The following is an 18,985-nucleotide window of genomic DNA, read 5'->3' as shown; positions in this document are numbered from 1 at the left end:
CTTACCAAGAGCAATCCAATACCTTGATTCTTAAAAGGAATATTATTGTGTTTAGAAGCTATTTCTTGTTTTCACTACTCATTTTTTTTTGCCCTAAAAAGCTTAAACAAATAGCCGATTTTGAGCCTGACGAAAGTGCTTGCTAACTAATATAAATTATTTAAGTATGTTATTTTTAGAGGTAAAATACTTTCAGCCCTTCAGATTTTGGAAACCTGAAGGGGCTTTTTATGAATGATGAAATTTAATTGCTAAGCAAACAACGTAGCAAAAGCTTCCTCAATTTTCCCTACTAAAACCAAACGAATTCCGTGATTTTTAGAAGCTATTTTATTATATTTAGAAGCGACTAAAGTTTTGTAACCTAATTTTTCTGCTTCTGTAATTCGTTGATCTATTTTAGAAACCGGTCTTATTTCTCCTGCCAAACCAACTTCTGCAGCAAAACAAACATTTGGGTTAATAGCAACATCTTGGTTAGAGGATAAAATGGCAGCTACAACTGCTAAATCTATTGCAGGATCGTCTACATTTATTCCTCCTGTAATATTTAAAAATACATCTTTGGCACCTAATTTAAAACCAGCTCTTTTTTCTAGAACGGCTAAAATCATGTTTAAACGTTTTAAATTATACCCAGTTGTAGAACGTTGTGGTGTTCCGTAAACGGCAGTAGAAACTAAAGCTTGTATTTCTATCATTAAAGGTCTAATGCCTTCTAGAGTAGACGCAATTGCGGTTCCGCTTAAATCTGCATCTTTTTTAGAAATTAATATTTCTGATGGATTTGATATTTCTCTTAATCCCGTAGACAACATCTCGTAAATCCCTAATTCTGAAGTAGAACCAAATCTATTTTTTTGACTTCTTAAAATTCTATATGTGTGGTTTCTGTCTCCTTCAAATTGTAAAACAACATCTACCATGTGCTCTAATATTTTTGGTCCAGCGATGTTTCCATCTTTATTAATATGACCAATTAATAAAACCGGAGTTGCTGTTTCTTTTGCGTATTTTATTAGTTCTGCTGCAGTTTCTCTAATCTGAGAAATACTACCAGGAGATGCTTCTATAGAGCTTGTGTGTAATGTTTGTATAGAATCTATTACCAAAACATCTGGCATTGTTTCTTCTATATTTTTAAAGATGTTTTGGGTATTGGTTTCTGTTAAAATTAAACAGTTAGAGTTATTTGCTTCTAACCTTTCTGCTCTCATTTTTATTTGAGACTGACTTTCCTCTCCAGAAACATACAATACTTTTTGACTGATGTTTAAGGCAACTTGCAATAATAAAGTCGATTTTCCAATTCCGGGTTCACCACCTAAAAGGGTTACAGAACCTTTTACCAATCCGCCACCTAAAACGGTATCTAATTCGTTGTTATTGGTAACAATTCTTTCTTCTGGGTTTAACTGAATCTCTGAAACTCTTAAAGGTTTATTTACAGTTTGTTTTGCGGTTGCAGATTGTTTCCAAACTCGTTTTTCTTCTTTTTGTATTACTTCTTCTACAATGGTATTCCATTCTTTACAAGCACCACATTGTCCTACCCATTTTGCATGTTGGGTTCCACAGTTCTGACAGAAAAAAGTTGTTTTGGTTTTGGCCATTTTTTAAGAAGTTACAAAGTTTTAGAGTAACAAAGTTACAAAGTAATAGTTGTTATTTTATTAGGTAAGGATATTAAAATATTAAACTGTGTGTAAGATTTCTCAATCGCTTAAAAAAGCTCATTTCGAAATGAGAGCTTTAGGTTTTATTTTGTGTGTTAATTATTCTCTGATAATAAGAAAGTAATTCAGTTTGTGACTTCGAAGTATTGAGAAGTAGTATAATGGTGATAACATAAAATGGAGCAACTTTATGTGATTTCTCTCAAAAGGTTAAAAAGGCAAACTGGGTAAAAAAAGTTAGCATATACTCGCGTTAGCGATTGAACGGTATGTCTGAGCTCTTTTTATTTTGCTGATTTTTCAGCAAAATAAAAAAGCGAGTAGTGAAAGCGCGACCTTTTTAGGGAACGCCCAAAAATTATTTATTCTTATTATAGATTGGTAGTGCAAAAAAGGCTAAACCTCCAAAAATGATAATCATTGCGGTTTGTGCAGTCCACATAATCCAACCAAAAGCGGTTGCAGGTTCTTCTGCAATTCCAAATAAAGCCAATGCGCCAGCAACTGCAATTGGGTATAAACCAATACCTCCATTTGTTGCCGCGATAGAAAAACCACCGGCAATAAAGGCAATTAGAATTCCACCAAAAGGTACACTTAAACCTTCTATTGCGGGTATTGTTGCCCAAAACATGGCTACATACATTACCCAAATAAATACGGTGTGAAAAATAAACGCCCACTTTTTTTTCATTTTAAAGATACTTGTAACGCCTTCTAAAAGACCAGAAACAAAAGTTTTTATTTTTAAAAGAAAGCCTGATTTTGCTTTTTTTACAAAGGATGTAAAAATGAAAAAGCCAATAATTAAAATTGCTAAGCCAACGATTATTTTAGTGGGATCGAAATTTTTAGTTAAAAGTCCGTAGATAAAATCGAACTGTACAAAAAGTGTGATTAATACGATAGATAGCATCATAATTAAATCGGCAATTCTTTCTGCTACAATGGTTCCAAATCCTTTTTCGAAAGGAACTTCTTCGTAATTTGTAAGTACTAGTGCTCTAGATACTTCACCAGCTCTTGGTAATGCTAAGTTTACTAAATAACCTACTAAAACCGCTAAAACACTGTTGGTGAATTTGGGTTTAAAGCCTAAGGGTTCTAACATAAACTTCCATCTATAAGCCCGTGATAAATGACTTAAAACACCAAAGAATAACCCAAGGAAAATCCAACTATAATGTGCTTCTTTAAAGTAGCCGATTAAAACCTCTAAAGAAATTTTAGAGAGCGAATACCATACTAAAAAACCTCCCAAAACGAGAGGTAATACGGTTTTTAATATTTTTTTGATATTCAAATCTATGTAAGTGTATTGTCTTTTTCGTTAGGGAAAACTAAAGATGGTTTAAAGTTTTTTGCTTCTTCAAAATCCATGAATCCGTAAACGATTAAAATTAATACATCATTCACAGCAACTTTTCTTGCTGCGGCTCCGTTTAAGGTAATTTCTCCACTTCCACGAGGGCCAGGAATTGCATAGGTTTCTAAACGTTCGCCATTATTATTGTTTACAATTTGAACGCGTTCACCTTCAATAATGTTGGCAGCATCCATTAAATCTTCATCAATGGTAATGCTTCCTATATAATTTAAATCTGCACCTGTAACTTTTACACGGTGGATTTTTGATTTTACAACTTGTACTAACATGTGGCAAAAATACTGTTTTTTTTATTACTAATGTTTTAAACGAATGTTGTCTATTAATCTTATGTCTCCTGCAAATACAGCAATAAAAGCACGGTATTTTTTATGATATTCTTTGCTTTCTATGGTTTTTAGTGTTTTTTCTTCAGCAATTGTAAAATACTCTAATTTTAAATAAGGGTGTTCTTTAAATTGACTTTCTACCCATGCGTTAATTTTATTAGCTTCTTCTGAGTTAAATTTATAACGAACTTTTTTAAGTATTTTGTATATAAATGCTGCTTCAGTTCTATGTTCTTTAGATAATCTTGTGTTTCTAGAACTCATAGCTAAACCATTTTCTTCTCTAAAAATAGGACAACCTTTAATTTTTACTGGGATTCTATTTTTTTTAACCATTTTTTTGATGATCTGCAATTGCTGAAAATCTTTTTGACCAAAATAAGCTCTGTTGGGTGTTATAATTTCGAAAAGGGTTTTTATAATGGTACCAACACCGTTAAAATGACCGTTTCTAAATTTGCCTTCCATTTGATGTTCTAAGCCATCGAAATCAAAGTTTTCTGAGGCTATATTTTCTGCATAAATTTCTTCTACAGAAGGTAAAAATAATACATCGCAAGAAACACTTTCTAACAATTTAGTATCGTTTTCTATTGTTTTTGGATATTTAATTAAGTCATCTTGGTTGTCGAACTGGGTTGGATTTACAAAAATACTAACTACAACTAGATCGTTTTTTTCGATTGCTTTTTTTATTAAAGATAAATGACCTTCGTGTAATGCGCCCATTGTTGGCACATAACCAATGGTTTTATTATCCTCTTTTTTAGAGGTTAAATATGATTTTATTTCTTGTTTTGTGTTAAAAATTTTCATCTTCAAAAATTAAGTAGAGTCTGCAAACTTACCAATTTAACACGATATTAGCATAAAAAATTGTATTTTTGCGCTTCTTATAAAAGAGTTTGATTTAATGAAGGACAAGAGAATATTATTTGTTTCATCTGAAGTAGTGCCATACTTACCCGAAACAGAGTTATCATCTACAGCCTTTAATGTTGCAAAAAACGCACATTCTAAAGGAGTACAAACAAGAATTTTCATGCCAAGATATGGCGTAATTAACGAACGCAGACATCAGCTACACGAAGTAATTCGTTTATCTGGGATGAATCTAGTAGTTAATGATATGGATATGCCATTAATTATAAAAGTTGCTTCTATTCCTAAAGAAAGAATGCAGGTGTATTTTATAGATAATGAAGAATATTTTAAACGAAAAGCCGTTTTTACTGATGAAGATGATGATTTGTTTGAGGATAATGATGAACGTGCTATTTTCTTTGCAAAAGGAGTTATAGAAACTGTAAAAAAATTAAACTGGGCGCCAGATATTATTCATGTTCATGGATGGATGGCTTCTCTTTTACCTCTTTATTTAAAGGAGTTTTATAAAGAAGAGCCTTTGTTTACAGAAAGTAAAATTATTACCTCTTTGTATAACAACCCTTTTGAGGGAACGTTAGACGAGTCTTTAGCAGATAAAGTGAAGTTTGATAATATTTGTGACGAGAAAATTGCTACAATAAAAATACCAAACTTTACAAACATATTAAAAAGTGCCATAGAAAATTCTGACGCAATTATACATGGTAGTGAGGAGATCTCAGAAGAATTGACTTCTTTTATAGAAGGTAAAGATATTCCGGTTTTAGAATATCAATCTGAAGATTTAAAAGAAAGTTATTTAAATTTTTATGCTGATTTAATTTCGGCTAATTAATTATTTTATAAAGTGAGGAGATTTTTTGAGAAAAGCACATTTATTGTGGCTATAGTATTAGTATTTACAGCTGTTGTTTCTTGTGAAAAAGATTTTACAGATATTGGATCAAGTATTGTTAACAATACAAAATTTGATACAGAACAAGTTGTATTAGATCTAGAAATAAAATCTATAAATACAGAAAGTATTATTGCAGATAATATAGGTTTACCTAGATTACAAAATAATAGTTTTCCTTCCGTAGATTATTGGTTAGGAGTTTATAACAGTAATAATGCTAAAAAAATAGAAGCTGGCTTTGTATCTCAATTAGGTCTTGTTTCTAACTTAAAGAATCGTCAAGAGATGGTTGATGGAGATACTATATTTAATTTAGATAAAGTTGTTTTAAAGATACCCTATACGTCTGTTTCTTTAGGTGTAAACTCTAATGGAGTACCAATCTATAGGTTAGATTCTATTTTAGGAAATACCTCAATTAATACCACTTTAGAAGTATATAGGAATCCAACTTTTTTATATGGTTTAAAACCTTTGGAAATATCAAAACAAAACTCTTATTTATCTAATTTTGATTATGAAGAAACTGAATTGTTAACAGCAACTACAGGTTTCTCTTTTATACCACAAGCAACAGATACTATTTTTACTTTTGATAGAATTGATAGAAGGATAGATGTAAATAGTACGGCGGTAGTTAATGATACCCTAAGGGTAACTAATACTGCAGGTGCAGCAACTCCTTTTTTAGCAATTCCGTTAGATATAAATAAAATGAAAACATTATTTTGGGATAAATTTAATGATGTAGAGTTTTCTTCATCAAGAGAGTTTCAAAATTATTTTAAAGGAATTATTGTAAAAGCGAAAGGTACTGATGGGGCATTAGTTCCTTTCAATTTAATTCCTAATTCAAATTTTGCTGTAGATTTTTTATATTCTAAAACAGTAAAAAAAGAAGGTGAAGATAATGAAGTTATAAAAGAAGCATACTCTTTTTCTCTAGGTGGAATCCAAAACAGTATATACAAAACGGAAGATATAAATACTGTTCCAGTAAATAATTTTGTTATTCAAGGTACTGCTGGTTTTTCTGCAGAAGTTAAGATTTTAGGTGTTAATTTATTAAATTTAAGTCCAGAAGATCCTTTTCTAGCTTTTTCAGATAAAGATTTAGATAATAATAATTATTTAGATTTAAAGGAAATAGCTTCTATTAGAGATATTGAGAATAATGAGTTTGGATTTTTAATTAATGATGCAGATTTAACTTTTGCAGTAAACAGTGCGCTAAGTACAAATTCAGACCTATTGCCTCAAAGACTTTATATTTATAAAAATAAAGATAACGGAAATGGAGGAGTAACCCCAACACATTTATCTGATTCTTATGAAGAGGGAGCTTTCTTTAGTGGCGTTTTATCATCAACTGAAGAAGAAGTTCCAGAAAGTTATACTTTTAAAATTACAGATTACATTTCTGATTTAGTAGATGGTTCTTCTGATGATTTTTCGTCATTAATACTTAAAGTATATAATTCTACTGATAACCCTATAATAACAGGAGCCTTAAATGTGAATGTATTACAATACAATTGGAATCCAAGATCTGTGGTTTTATTTGATGAGAATGGAGAGAAGAAAGCTCAATTAAAAGTCTCATATATTAGAAAAAAGAATTAAAAAAAAAACGAACTAAAAGAAAGAATTTTATGTGTGGAATTACTGGCTATATTGGCTTTAGAGATGCTTATCCAATAGTTGTAAATGGACTTAAAAGACTAGAATACAGAGGGTATGATAGTTCTGGGATTATGATGTATGATGGAAAAGAAATACATCTTTCTAAAACTAAAGGAAAAGTTTCTGATTTAGAAGCCATAACTGATAATGACGAAAAAAGAAAAAAAGGAAATATAGGAATTGGGCATACACGTTGGGCTACTCATGGAGTACCAAATGATGTAAATTCTCATCCTCATGTTTCTCAGTCTGGTGAGTTAGTTATTGTACACAATGGTATTATTGAAAACTACGACACTTTAAAAAAAGAGCTAATATCTAGAGGCTATGTTTTTAAGAGTGATACAGATACTGAGGTTTTAGTAAATCTTATAGAAGAAGTAAAAAAGAACGAAGGTTGTAAACTTGGGCAAGCAGTTCAATTGGCATTAACAAGTGTTGTAGGTGCTTATGCAATTGCTGTTTTTGATAAAACAAAACCAAATGAGTTAGTTATTGCTCGTTTAGGAAGCCCTATTGCAATTGGAGTAGGAAAAGATAATAGTGAGTTTTTTGTTGCTTCTGATGCATCACCTTTTATAGAGTATACAAAGAATGCTATTTATTTAGAAGATGAAGAGTTAGCGGTTGTTAAAATTGGTAAAGACATAAAAGTTCGTAAAATTAAAGACGACTCTATGGTTGATACTAATATTCAGAAATTACAGCTAAGTTTAGATCAAATTGAAAAAGGTGGTTATGACCATTTCATGTTAAAAGAAATTCATGAACAACCTAAAGCCATTATAGATACTTATAGAGGTAGAATGTTGCCTAATGAAGGGATTATTAAAATGTCTGGAATAGATGACCATTTGAATAAGTTTTTGAATGCCGAAAGAATTATAATTATTGCTTGCGGTACTTCTTGGCATGCTGGTTTAGTTGGTGAGTATTTAATAGAAGATATGGCACGTATACCTGTTGAGGTTGAGTATGCATCTGAATTTAGATATAGAAACCCAATAATTACACCAAATGATGTTGTTATTGCAATTTCTCAATCTGGAGAAACGGCAGATACTTTGGCTGCTATTAAATTAGCAAAATCTAAAGGAGCTTTTGTATTTGGTATTTGTAATGTTGTGGGTTCTTCTATTGCTAGAGAAACACACGCAGGTGCTTATACGCATGCTGGTCCAGAAATTGGTGTAGCGTCTACAAAAGCATTTACAACTCAAATTACAGTGCTTACATTAATTTCTTTAAAATTGGCTAAGGCGAAAGGAACGATGTCAAACTCTGCATTTAGAATGTATTTGCAGAAAATGCAATTAATTCCTGCTAAAATAGAGGCACTTTTAAAGATTGATGAAAAAGTAAAAGAAATTGCAGCAGTATATAAAGATGCAAAAAATTGTTTGTATTTAGGTAGAGGGTTTAACTTTCCGGTAGCATTAGAAGGTGCTTTAAAGTTAAAAGAAATTTCATATATACATGCAGAGGGATATCCTGCAGCAGAAATGAAACATGGTCCAATTGCTTTAATTGATGAGAACATGCCAATTTTTGTTATTGCAACCAATAAAGGGCATTACGAAAAAGTAGTGAGTAATATTCAAGAAATTAAATCTAGATCTGGTAAAATTATTGCAATTGTTACAGAAGGAGATACTCAGGTTAAAGAAATAGCAGATCATGTTATAGAAATTCCTGAAACAGAAGAAGCATTAACACCGCTATTAACTACAATTCCTTTTCAATTATTATCATACCATATTGCGGTAATGTTAAATAAAAATGTAGATCAACCTAGAAATTTAGCAAAATCGGTTACGGTGGAGTAATTTTTCTTATACTTTATAAAAAAAACCCAGCTTTTAGCTGGGTTTTTTCATTTTAAAATATCAATGTTTTAGGTTTAAATATTGTGACGAACTAAATATCAGGAGTGTATATTTAGTTCGTCACAATAAAATATACTTATCTTAGTGTTTAAAAATATTTAATGAAGTATATAGGTTATTAGAGATATTAATTTTAATGTATATATTTAGTCAATCTTAAGCTATGAATTATACCCAGGTAGCTATCTTGTTTGTACAAGGTGCTTTAATTGCTTTTATAGTATTATTGTTATTTCGATTTCGAAAAAGGTTAGGAATTGGTTTATTATTAGCTTGTTTGGGGCTATTGCAATTCTTGCAGGTATTTATATCTAGCTCCATTTATGTTTCAATTACCAACAATTTTCTTGTATCTCCGGGTTCTTCTATTTTATTTACGATAACTGTTTTTGCTTTATTAATTATATATATAAAAGAAGATGCAGGCGAAACAAAAAAAGTAATTTATACTCTACTTATCATAAACTTGCTAGTAACATTGTTTTTGCAATTGTTTGGTTGGAATTTAAATGAAATATCAAACAACAAACCATTTAGTGTATTAACCAACCTTATTGATAGTCGTTTTTGGATTCTACTTACTGGCACAGTAGCACTATTTATAGATACTGTGTTGATTATAATAATTTTCGAATTTATAGGCAGACACATAAAATCTTTATTCCTACAGATTTTTATAACAATGCTATTTGTGGTAAGTTTTGATACTTTGTTTTTTTCAGTTATTACATTTTGGAATTTCGACAACCTAGGTCACATTATACTATCGGGTTTAATTTCTAAAGGTTTTTTTACTGTTTTTTACAGTATTCTTTTTTATTTATATTTAAAATATTTTGATCTAAGCAAACCAATAACTACTGTTTTTAAAATTAAAGATATCTTTCAGCCACTAACTTATAGACAAAAATTTGAATCTGCAGAAAAAGTAATTCAAGAAACTACAGAGATGTATCGTATTCTAACAGATCACTCTAGTGATTTAATTTTTTTACAAGAACCAGATGCCACTTTTAAATATATTAGTCCCTCTATAAAAAAAATATTGGGTTATGAACAATCAGAATTTTTAGGGAAGCAAGTCTTTAGTATTGTTCATAAAGATGATATTACAATCATAAAGGAATTACTAGCAAAAAAATTAATTAGTAAAGGCGTTATTTCTGATGCTATTCCCGTTAGAATCTTACATAAAGATGGTCATTACATTTGGTTAGAATTTTTGTCATCTCCGGTTTATGAAGGAGATGAAATTAGTTACTTTGTTACTTCTGCCAGAGATATTACGCAGAGAATTTTAGCAAGGGAGAAAATTCAAGATTCTTTTGAGGAATTAGAAAAAAAGGAACACTCTTTAGAAGAGGCTAGTAAAGTTGCTAAAATAGGATATTGGGAATATAATATTAAAACAGATACTTTTATCTGGTCTGATTATATGTATACCATTTACGGAATAGATCCAGAAAAGGGAGTTCCATCTCAAAAAGATCTCATCTCTTTATATGATAAAGAATCTCAAGAAAAGATAGCCCAGGTTGTAAAGGATATTGCAGAAAAAGGAGTTTCTTGTGATGTAGAATTAAGATTTATCAACAAAAAAAATAAAGTTGTTTGGGAGCGTACTGTTGCTAAATCTATTTATAATCAACAAAATGAGGTTGTAGGTAGAATAGGTGTTATGCAAGATATTACGGCCTTAAAAAATGCACAGTTTGAAGAGGTGCTTTCAAAAGAAAAAATTAAATCTTCTCTAGAACTTTTAGAGAAAAAGGGTTTTACTTTAGATGAAGTGAGTAGCATGGCTAAGATTGGTTATTGGGAGTTTAGTAACGACCAGGTTCATGTTATTTGGTCTGATTATCATTATGAGATTTTTGGATTAGATCCTAAAAAGGGAATTCCTCCACGAGAAAAAATTTTAGCTTTTTTTGATGATGAATCTCAAAGAAAAATAGAGCAAGTTAATTTAGAATTGAACTTAAAAGGAACGCCTTATGATATTGATTTAAAATTGATTAATGAAAACAAAGAAGAGGTTTGGGTACGCAGTATAGTACAGCCTGTATATGATAAGCAAAATAAAATTACAGGAAGAAGAGGTCTTTTACAAAATATTACAACCTCTAAAAAAGCTCAATTAGCTTTGGAGCTTTCTACAGAAAATATTCAAATCTCTTTAAAGTTATTAGAGAAAAAAGATTACTCTTTAAATGAGTCTAGTAAAATGGCTAAAATAGGGTATTGGGATTATATTATTGAAACAGATACATATACATGGTCTGATTATATTTACCATATTTATGGATTAAGCCCAAATGATGGAATTCCGCCACATAAGGAAGCAGTGAAGGTTTGTGACAAAGAGTCTCTAGAAAAATTATTAGCCGCCACATTAGAACTGAATACAAAAGGTACACCTTATAATGTTATTCTAAAATTAATTAATAGAAATAATGAAGAGGTTTGGGTAAGAAATGTAGCTAAGCCTATTTATAACAAAGAAAATGAGATTATTGGAAGAAGAGGGGTTTTACAAAATATAACCGAATGGAAAAAAGCTCAATTAGAATTAGAATTATCTAAAGAAAAGATTCAATCTTCATTAGATCTTTTAGAAAAAAGAGACCATTCTTTAACGGAATCTAGTAGGATTGCTAAAATTGGGCATTGGGAGTATGATATAGCAACGGATAGTTATGTTTGGTCTGATTATGTGTATGAAATTTATGGTTTCGATTTAAATGAAAGTATTCCTTCACGTAAAGAAATGGTGAGTTTTTATGATAAAGATTCTCAGTTTAAGTTAGCTAAAGCTACTGTAAATCTTACCCTAAAAGGAACTATTTACGATATTGAATTGAAATTAATTAATAAAAAAAATAAAGAGTTTTGGGTAAGGCAAGTGGTACAGCTTATTTACAACGAACAAGATGAAATTATTGGTAGAAGAGGTGTAGTGCATAATATTACAGCTTCTAAAAAAGCTCAATTAGAATTAGAACTCTCTAAAAATAAGATTCAGAAGTCTTTAGAGTTGTTGGAGAATAGTGAATTCTCTAAGAATGAAGCTAGTAAAATGGCTAAAATGGGGTATTTAGTGGATGATATTGCTACAGAAACTTATGTTTGGTCAGAATATATATATCATATTTTTGGATTTGACATAAAAAAGCCTGTACCCTCACGTAAAGAAATTGCAGAACTTTTTAACGAAGAGTCTAAAGAAAAGATGGGGAAAGCTACCTTTAAATTAGATACCGAGGGCATTCCTTTTGATCTTGAGTTAAAAATGATAAACTTAAGAAAGGAAGTAGTTTGGATTAGAATTGTAGTTGAACCTGTTTACGATCAACAAAATAAAATTATTAAAAGAAGAGGAGTATTACAAGATATTACCGCTTCTAAAAATACGCAACTAGAATTAGAGCTTTCTAAAGAAAAGATTCAGACCTCCTTAAAATTATCAAGAAAAAGAAAAAATTCGATGGATGAGGCTAGTAAAGTAGCCAAAATAGGTTATTGGGAGCACGATATGTTAACAGGCATTGTTGTATGGTCTGAGTATGTGCATCGTATTTTTGGATCAAATCCTAAAGATGGAATTCCACCAGAGGTGGTGTTTTTGAAAAACATGAAAAAAGAATCGCAAGAAAAGTTTGCAGAAGCAACTATAGCACTTACTTCTAAAGGTGTTTCTTATGATATAGAATTGCAATTTATTAACTTAAAAAAGGAAGTTGTTTGGGTTAGAAATGTAGCACAACCTATTTACAATGAACAAAATGAAATTGTTGGTAAGAGGGGTATTTTACAGAATATTACAGCTTCTAAAAAAGCACAGGAAGAATTAGAGCTTTCTAACCAAAAGATTGAAACCACTTTAAAACTTTTAGAGAAAAAGGAATACTCCTTGCGTAAAGCTAGTGAAATAGCTAAAATAGGGTATCAAGAATATGATAATGCAACAGGTATTTTTATATGGTCTGATTATGTTTATGATATTTTAAGGTTTGATATAAATGAAGGAATTCCATCACGTGAAGATATTGAACAAATTTTTGATGATGAATCTATAGTTAAATATGAAAAAGCAATTAAAGATCTGGTTAAAAATGGTACTCCTTTTGATTGTGAATTGAGGCTTGTTACCAAAGATAAAGAAGAAGTTTGGGTTAGAAATGTTGGTCAGCCTGTTTATAACAAGCAAAATGAAATTATAGGAAGAAGAGGTATTCTACAAGATATTACAGTTGCTAAAAAAGCACAATTTGAACTAGAGCATTCTAAAGAAGAAATTCAAACTTCTTTAGATTTATTAGAAATGAGTGAATATTCTAAAAATGAAGCTAGTAAAATGGCTAAAATAGGGCATTTAGAGTATGATATGGCTTCAGATACTTCTGTGTGGTCTGAATATCTTTATGTTATTTTTGGATTAGACCCAAAACTTCCGCTGCCCCCATTAAAAGAAATAATGTCTTTTTTGGATGAAGACTCTCAAAAAAAGTTAAAAAAATTAACTTTAGATCTTGAGTTAAATGGAACTCCTTATGATGTTGAATTTAAATTAATTAATACTAGAAATGAAAAGATTTGGGCAAGAATGATTGTTGAACCCTTGTATAATGAGCACGGAATTGTAGTTGGAAGAAGAGGTGTTCTACAAGATATTACCGAGAGAAAACAAATAGAACAAGAGCATTTAAGGGTAGAAGATAATTATAGAAGACTCTTTGATAATGCTACTGTTTCTATTTGGAATGAAGATTTTACGAGTATTTTTAAAGAAATTGAAGTGCTTAGAACGCTTCAAATTCTTAATATAAAAGTGTATTTAGAACAGCACCCATGGTTGTTAAATGCTTTATTAGAAAAATTGATGGTTAATAGTGTAAATGCTGCTACTTTAAAATTGTTTAAAGTTAAAAACCATGAAGAATTTCTAGTGAATTTTTCCAAGACACTTGGTACAGGGGCAGAGAAAATATTTGAAAACCTTATAGAAGCTATTTGGAATTATGAGAAGGTATTTTTATCAGAAGTAAATTTTAGAACACTAGAAGGAGATGAGTTTGCTGCCTTAGTTTCAATTCCTATACCTCAAACAGAGATAGAGCAGAAAACAGTACCTGTAAGTATTCAAAGTATTCAAAGTATCAAAGATGCTAAATTGTCTGAGCTAGAATCCTTAGAAAAATTAAAAGAAGCACAAGAATTAGCTCAGGTTGGTAGTTGGACGCATAATGTTTTAACTGAAAAATCTGAGTGGTCTGAAGAAACGTTGCGTATTTGGGGTTTCGATTTAAATAAACCAACATTAGGACAAGTAGAAATTTTAAATAGAATTCATAAAGATGATCTTAATTTTTTTAAACATACTGTAGATTTACTTTATGCTAAAGGAATTCCTTATGATATAGAATTTAGAATTTGTTTACCTAATAATGTAGAAAAAACCATAAGGGCTATATGTAAGCCTATATTTAACGAAAATAATGTTATAATCAGTTTAAAAGGAACTAATCAAGACATTACAGCTCAAAAAGAAGCAAGAAGAGAAATTGAAAAAGCAGAAGAGATGTACCGTATTATAACGGATAACTCTAATGATTTAATTTGCTTACATGAAATAAATAGTACTTTTAAATACATCAGTCCTTCTATTTATAACTTATTAGGGTATAAACAATCAGAACTTTTAGGTAAAAATGTCTTTGGTATTGTTCATAAAAGTGATATTAAAGCTTTAAAAAAAGTAATGGTTCAAAGAAAATTCAGTAATATGTATACAGATACATTTAGTTGTAGAGTTTTACATAAAAAAGGACATTACATTTGGTTAGAGTTTTTATCGTCTCCAGTTTATAAAGATAATGAGATTAGTTCTTATGTTTCATCTGCAAGAGATATTACGCAATGGGTGTTAGCTAAGCAAGAAATAGAAGAATACCAAACATCACTTCAGAAATTAACTACAGAGATGACGTTGATAGAGGAAAAACAGAAAAAAGAAATTGCAACCAATATACATGATCATTTAAGTCAGTCTTTAGTAATCTCAAAAATGAAAATTAATGAGTTGAAAAAAAGACCACAATTAAAATTGATTGATGAAGATTTAAGATTTATTGAAACGCATATTTCTGAAGCTTTAGAGAATAGCCGTAAAATTACGTATGAGCTTTCACCTCCGGTATTATATCAATTAGGTATTGTTGAGGCGTTAAATTGGTTATTTGACAATGTAGAAACTACACATAAGATTGCTTGCGTAGTTAATAGTAATGTAGATAATATTAATTTAGATGAAGTAAAATCTATTTTATTGTATAGAAGTATACAAGAAGTTTTAACCAATGCTATAAAATATGCAAGTGCATCTTTAATAACTTTAGACCTTGATAAGAATAACTTAGGACTTGATATTTTTATTACAGATAATGGAGTTGGTTTTAATACTTCTATATTAAATAATCTTCATAATCATTCTGGATCTGGTTTTGGTTTGTTTACGGTTCAGGAACGAATTAGAAACATTCAAGGAAAATTTACAATAAAATCAAAAATAAATATGGGTACAACAGTTAAAATTTTTATACCTTTATCTAAATGAGTTATTTAAAAGATATTAAAATTGTATTAGTCGATGATCATAAGTTATTAAGAGATGGTCTAAGAAACATTATAGAGCAGAGGTCTAATATGCACATAATTGGCGAAGCTTCCGATGGTAGAGAGGCTATAAAAATATGTCCAAAACTTTTGCCAAATGTTATTGTTATGGATGTTGCCATGCCTGGTTTAAATGGTATAGAGGCAACAAGGCAAATTCATAAAAACAATCCAGATATAAAAATTATTGGTCTTTCTATGCACTCTAGTAAGCAGTTTATACAAAGTATGTTTAAAGCTGGTGCCTTTGCTTACTTGTTAAAAGATGGAGATTCAGATGAGTTAATTACTGCAATTTGTACGGTAATGCAAAATAAAAAATATCTTTCAAAAGATATTAATCAAGAGTTTCTATCTGCATTAAAAGAGCCCAAAGCAATAGAAAAAACACAATTAAGTTCTAGAGAAAAAGAAGTATTACAGTTAATTTCAGAGGGGCGTTCTTCTAAAGAAATAGGAGAGATCTTATTTTTAAGTCCTAAAACGGTAGATGTACATCGAAATAATATTATGAAAAAAATAGATTTATTCACAATTCCTGAATTGACAAAATATGCCATTCAAGAAGGGTTAACTTCATTAGATATTTAAGAGTTCTATATTTTTTAAGATAAATGTTAAAAGCATAATGATAAGCACTTTGCTTATGAAAATATTTAGAAAAACCATTTATCTTGCCTTTTAATTAAGATACCCAACCTTATATTGAAAGCAGCACTTCGTAACTTATTGATAGTAGAAGATAATCCTTTTATAGGGAAGAATATTCTTGATGCCGCTAAAGAAATTGTTAGTATAAGAGATATTTGCTTAAAGAAATCTTTACATGAGGCAATTTCTACTTTTAATAAAACTAATTTTGAATTAATAATACTCGATTTGAAATTACCTGATGGTAATGGTATAGAGTTGCTAAGAATGCTTCAAGAAAATAAAAAGGATACTAAAGTCTTTGTATTTTCTATAAGTACAGAGCTAAGGAAGACATGTTTTAAATACGGTGCCTTTGCCTTTTTTGACAAGGCTAAAGATTTTGATGAATTAATTGAGGCAATTAAGATTGCATAACCATTAGGTTACTTATCTTTTAAAAGATTCAATTCTAAAAAAAAAATATTGATTTTTACAAAGTTTTTATAATAACAAAAAGCTAAACATTAAGGGGGTTGTTTAGCTTTTTTATTAATATAATTGGGGGAATTGTATATTAATGTATTATTAAAATAATAGGGGGAATAAAAAATTTATTAAAACAATTTTTTAGTATCATTCAATTTCATTGATTATCAACTATATACTTGTTTCTATACTACAAATATATATAACATTGTTAGGTTGTTCAATAGGTAATTTTCTTATTTTTTATAATCAGGACTAAAATGTAGATTTTTGTTAAAAGCAAAGTAGAATACATTGCTATTAGGCCCTGTAAGTTTTTAGCACTGTGTAGATTTTTAGTTAAAAAAGAAAAACCCAACATTACGTTGGGTTTTTCTTTTTTTTTAGGTTCTAACTTCAAATGTAATAGGTATACTGTAGCTTACACCTACAGGAGTACCTCTTTGCTTTCCGGGAGTCATAGTGGGTAAAGCATTAATAATTTCTACAACTTCTTTTTCTAACCGAGGGTGTGGCCCTCTTGCTCTAACATTTACTATATTACCTAGTTTATTAATGGTGAAAATTACAAATAATTTCTTTTTACCAGGCTCTAAGCCTAATTCACTAGCTAAATTAATATCAAATCTTTTACCAAAAAATTCTGTTACCTTTTTAGTAAAACAGTCTTTTAAATCTTTATTATTTCCTTTACAACCAGGATAAACAGGTACGTTTTCAATTAATATAAAAGGAATATCTTCTACCACTTCTTCCACTTCTTCTACTTCTACAATATCATCGGTATTTACTACTATACCTACTGTTTCATCGGTTTCTGTAGATTCAATGACTGTTTCTTCAATCTCCTTTTCATCTTCTACAACCATAATTTGCTCTACTATCGGTGGAGGTGTATTTTTTGGTGGTGGTTTTACCTCTTGCATTTCAATAATAGGAATATCTTCTTTCATCTCATCAACCATATTTGCTTGTCCTAAGCTTTTTAGGTCATTCCTTTCGTAAGTTTTGTGTTCTATTAAAGTGTAAGTAATAAATAAGGCTAATACTAACCCTATTTGTAAGAAAATTTTACTGTAGTTTTCTAACTGTTGTTTTGGGTTTTTTTTAATGTCCATTTTGAAATCCTTTAAAAATGTATAATTTTAACTTCGTTATTAAAAAATAGCGATATAGATTATCAGATTCTTGTAAATTTGATTTTCTATTGTAAAATTAATAGTTTAAAGGGCTTTAAAATATGATTTTCATCATACTTTGTCGTGTACCTTTGTAGGTGTATTATTGTTCCAAAGTGTAAGAATATCTGTAGCAACACTTGCGCCACTTCCTGCAGCAATTGCAAATTGACTTCTACAGCCAGAAATGGTACCGCAACAATATAAACCGTCTTGTATTAAGTGGTTGTTATTTTTAAGTTGAATTCTATCTTTTGCTGCATTGGCTCTTTTATGAGGTTCTATAAAAGTATCTAATCCTTCTATTGTAAAAGGTTTGGAGTAATTTAAAGCCAGAATTGCAACTTTACTAAAATACGTAGTATCGTTAGTTGTTATTTGATACCCGTTTTCTATCGTTAAAATAGAGGTAACTTTTTCATTTTCTATTTGTTCTACATGAGGGTATAAAGTAGAAAGCTGTTTTTTGCCTTCAATTAATATATTTTTCCCTAAAGTTTTGGCAGGTATGCCTAATACATTATTAAATAACGCATTTTGTAGGTGAGAAGCTCTCTGGTGACTAATAATTCCAATAGTTTTATTAGCTGCAAAGTCTTTATTTTTTGCAGAACCTAATACCAAAGCGCATTGCAATGCAGAAGTGCCACCACCTATAATAAGAACATCAAAAATCATTTAAATAAAAAGGACTTTAATATTTGCCGCAAATAATTTTACAGAAATAGCCAATAAAATTACACCAAATATCTTTCTAATTATTTGAATTCCTATTGGGCCAATCATGCGCTCTATTCTAGAAGAGGTTTTTAATACAATATAAATTAAAATAATATTTGCTAATACTGCAATAATAATATTTTCTATATAAAACTCAGATCTTAAAGAAAGTAGGGTTGTTAAACTTCCTGGACCTGCAATTAAAGGAAAAGCTAATGGAAATACAGACGCTGTAATTGCATTTACATCATCTTCATTGTCTTTGTAAAGTGTAATTCCTAAAATCATTTCTAAGGCAATAAAAAAAAGTATAAAAGCACCTGCAACAGCAAATGAATGTACATCAATACCAATTAATTTTAGTAAACTTTGCCCTAAAAATAAAAAAAAGATCATAATAACACCTGCAATAATAGCTGCTTTTTCTGATTGAATATGGCCTGCTTTTTTTCTTAGGTCAATAATAATAGGGATATTACCAATAACATCTATAACTGCAAACAAAACCATAAAGGCGGTAAAGGCTTCTTTAAAATTAAAATTCATATT

General features: G+C 29.9%; 13 protein-coding genes. 6 read left to right on the top strand and 7 right to left on the bottom strand.

The genetic code is table 11. The annotated features are described in order from the left end of the window. Positions 1-251: 251 nt before the first annotated feature. From radA to panC, 4 genes are all read right to left on the bottom strand, one after another. A complete protein-coding gene (gene radA, locus GQS58_RS05515) occupies positions 252-1,613 on the bottom strand; it encodes a DNA repair protein RadA (protein ID WP_166383686.1) in 1,362 nt (453 codons plus the stop codon). A gap of 421 nt (positions 1,614-2,034) precedes the next feature. Beyond that, a complete protein-coding gene (locus GQS58_RS05510; protein WP_166383684.1) occupies positions 2,035-2,979 on the bottom strand; it encodes a YbhN family protein in 945 nt (314 codons plus the stop codon). 2 nt (positions 2,980-2,981) lie between these two features. Continuing rightward, positions 2,982-3,332: an aspartate 1-decarboxylase gene (panD, locus tag GQS58_RS05505; protein WP_036825265.1), complete on the bottom strand. Its 351-nt coding sequence runs from the start codon at positions 3,330-3,332 to the stop codon at positions 2,982-2,984. A 27-nt stretch (positions 3,333-3,359) separates the two neighbouring features. Then, entirely contained in the window at positions 3,360-4,208 is an 849-nt protein-coding gene (gene panC / locus GQS58_RS05500) for a pantoate--beta-alanine ligase (RefSeq protein WP_166383682.1), read from the bottom strand. Positions 4,209-4,305: 97 nt separating this feature from the next. On the opposite strand from panC, the gene GQS58_RS05495 reads away from it, so the two are divergent. From GQS58_RS05495 to GQS58_RS05470, 6 genes are all read left to right on the top strand, one after another. Further along, on the top strand, positions 4,306-5,115 hold the full coding sequence (locus tag GQS58_RS05495; protein WP_166383680.1) for a glycogen/starch synthase: 810 nt from the start codon (positions 4,306-4,308) through the stop codon (positions 5,113-5,115). Positions 5,116-5,160: 45 nt separating this feature from the next. After that, positions 5,161-6,801: a DUF4270 family protein gene (locus GQS58_RS05490; RefSeq protein WP_254712911.1), complete on the top strand. Its 1,641-nt coding sequence runs from the start codon at positions 5,161-5,163 to the stop codon at positions 6,799-6,801. Between the two features lie 29 nt (positions 6,802-6,830). Further along, positions 6,831-8,687, top strand: a complete 1,857-nt coding sequence (gene glmS, locus GQS58_RS05485) for a glutamine--fructose-6-phosphate transaminase (isomerizing) (protein WP_166383676.1) — start codon at positions 6,831-6,833, stop codon at positions 8,685-8,687. Between the two features lie 223 nt (positions 8,688-8,910). Then, positions 8,911-15,360: a PAS domain-containing protein gene (locus tag GQS58_RS05480; protein WP_166383674.1), complete on the top strand. Its 6,450-nt coding sequence runs from the start codon at positions 8,911-8,913 to the stop codon at positions 15,358-15,360. Continuing rightward, complete coding sequence (locus GQS58_RS05475; RefSeq protein ID WP_205860392.1) at positions 15,357-16,010, top strand: response regulator; 654 nt, start codon at positions 15,357-15,359, stop codon at positions 16,008-16,010. Before GQS58_RS05480 ends, GQS58_RS05475 begins: the two co-directional genes overlap by 4 nt. Positions 16,011-16,124: 114 nt before the next feature. After that, positions 16,125-16,487 (top strand): response regulator, encoded by a 363-nt coding sequence (locus GQS58_RS05470; protein WP_166383673.1) that lies wholly within the window; start codon positions 16,125-16,127, stop codon positions 16,485-16,487. 434 nt (positions 16,488-16,921) lie between these two features. Here the strand turns inward: GQS58_RS05470 and GQS58_RS05465 are convergent, their stop codons facing one another. The 3 genes from GQS58_RS05465 to GQS58_RS05455 all read right to left on the bottom strand — a co-directional run bounded on the left by GQS58_RS05465 (position 16,922) and on the right by GQS58_RS05455 (position 18,982). Further along, on the bottom strand, positions 16,922-17,656 hold the full coding sequence (locus GQS58_RS05465) for an energy transducer TonB (RefSeq protein WP_166383671.1): 735 nt from the start codon (positions 17,654-17,656) through the stop codon (positions 16,922-16,924). A gap of 132 nt (positions 17,657-17,788) precedes the next feature. Then, the gene (locus GQS58_RS05460; RefSeq protein WP_166383669.1) at positions 17,789-18,394 is read right to left on the bottom strand and encodes an NAD(P)/FAD-dependent oxidoreductase; all 606 of its coding nucleotides are present in this window, start codon (positions 18,392-18,394) and stop codon (positions 17,789-17,791) included. Further along, entirely contained in the window at positions 18,395-18,982 is a 588-nt protein-coding gene (locus GQS58_RS05455) for a MarC family protein (RefSeq protein ID WP_166383667.1), read from the bottom strand. Positions 18,983-18,985 lie beyond the last annotated feature (3 nt).

The sequence above is a fragment of the Polaribacter sp. 11A2H genome (genome assembly GCF_011379025.1).
GTDB lineage: Bacteria > Bacteroidota > Bacteroidia > Flavobacteriales > Flavobacteriaceae > Polaribacter.
This window is presented reverse-complemented; position numbering and strand designations above follow the sequence as displayed.

What these genes read in the sequence shown, in the direction of transcription:
- radA (WP_166383686.1), bottom strand. Translation starts at nt 1,613, where the DNA reads ATGGCCAAAACCAAAACAACTTTTTTCTGTCAGAACTGTGGAACCCAA.
- panD (WP_036825265.1), bottom strand. Translation starts at nt 3,332, where the DNA reads ATGTTAGTACAAGTTGTAAAATCAAAAATCCACCGTGTAAAAGTTACA.
- panC (WP_166383682.1), bottom strand. Translation starts at nt 4,208, where the DNA reads ATGAAAATTTTTAACACAAAACAAGAAATAAAATCATATTTAACCTCT.
- GQS58_RS05495 (WP_166383680.1), top strand. Translation starts at nt 4,306, where the DNA reads ATGAAGGACAAGAGAATATTATTTGTTTCATCTGAAGTAGTGCCATAC.
- glmS (WP_166383676.1), top strand. Translation starts at nt 6,831, where the DNA reads ATGTGTGGAATTACTGGCTATATTGGCTTTAGAGATGCTTATCCAATA.
- GQS58_RS05480 (WP_166383674.1), top strand. Translation starts at nt 8,911, where the DNA reads ATGAATTATACCCAGGTAGCTATCTTGTTTGTACAAGGTGCTTTAATT.
- GQS58_RS05475 (WP_205860392.1), top strand. Translation starts at nt 15,357, where the DNA reads ATGAGTTATTTAAAAGATATTAAAATTGTATTAGTCGATGATCATAAG.
- GQS58_RS05465 (WP_166383671.1), bottom strand. Translation starts at nt 17,656, where the DNA reads ATGGACATTAAAAAAAACCCAAAACAACAGTTAGAAAACTACAGTAAA.
- GQS58_RS05460 (WP_166383669.1), bottom strand. Translation starts at nt 18,394, where the DNA reads ATGATTTTTGATGTTCTTATTATAGGTGGTGGCACTTCTGCATTGCAA.
- GQS58_RS05455 (WP_166383667.1), bottom strand. Translation starts at nt 18,982, where the DNA reads ATGAATTTTAATTTTAAAGAAGCCTTTACCGCCTTTATGGTTTTGTTT.